The organism is Phaeodactylibacter xiamenensis (assembly GCF_000759025.1).
GTDB classification, from domain to species: domain Bacteria; phylum Bacteroidota; class Bacteroidia; order Chitinophagales; family Saprospiraceae; genus Phaeodactylibacter; species Phaeodactylibacter xiamenensis.
The window spans coordinates 1-696 of sequence record NZ_JPOS01000158.1; the positions used below are offsets into that span (position 1 = coordinate 1).

The following is a 696-nucleotide window of genomic DNA, read 5'->3' on the forward strand; positions in this document are numbered from 1 at the left end:
CCCTACGGAGACCGCGACCTACACCCTGACAGCAAGCAATGGGGTGTGCGATGACTTTGTGGGCTCCGTTACGGTGGAAGTCATTGGCAACATCCTGCTGGACATCCTGCCCGAAGACTTCTTCATTTGCCCGGGCAGCTCTACCAGCATCATTGCTCAGGCTGTGGGCGGCAGCAGCGAGGAGACCTTCACCTGGACCGGCAGCGATGGCTCTGCCTACACCGGGGACAGCATCACGGTTATGCCGGAGGATTCCACCCTCTACACCCTCGTTTACGAAAGCGGCGGCGGCTGTACCACCATTACCGACTCTGTACTTATTGAGGTAGGCGACGGCGTGTTCCCGACCGGCGCAGAGATCATTCAGGAAGTACCTGGAGACCTCTTTGAAGGGGACTCGATCATCTTAGGCGTCAACTACGGTTCTCCCTTCGACCCCAGCCAGCTGAACTTTACATGGACGGTCCTTTACCAGGATTCCACTACGGCTTCGCCACTGGCTAGCGGGCTTGGGCTCGATACCATTCAGACGCAAATCTTCCCTAGCGGGGTACATACTTTCCAGGTGGAAATCACCACGCCAGATGGCTGTTCCTATTTCGCCACCGTGCAAGGGAATTTTATGGAAATTATCGTTGCTGTGCCCAATACCTTTACCCCTAACCGGGATGGCGCCAACGACTTCTTCAATTTCGT

General features: G+C 55.9%; 1 protein-coding gene. It reads left to right on the plus strand.

Going from position 1 to position 696, the window contains the following annotated elements; translation table 11 throughout:
• Nucleotides 1–696, plus strand: a 696-nt coding sequence (locus IX84_RS33700; protein ID WP_044230443.1) for a hypothetical protein, incomplete at both ends; no start/stop codon positions are given.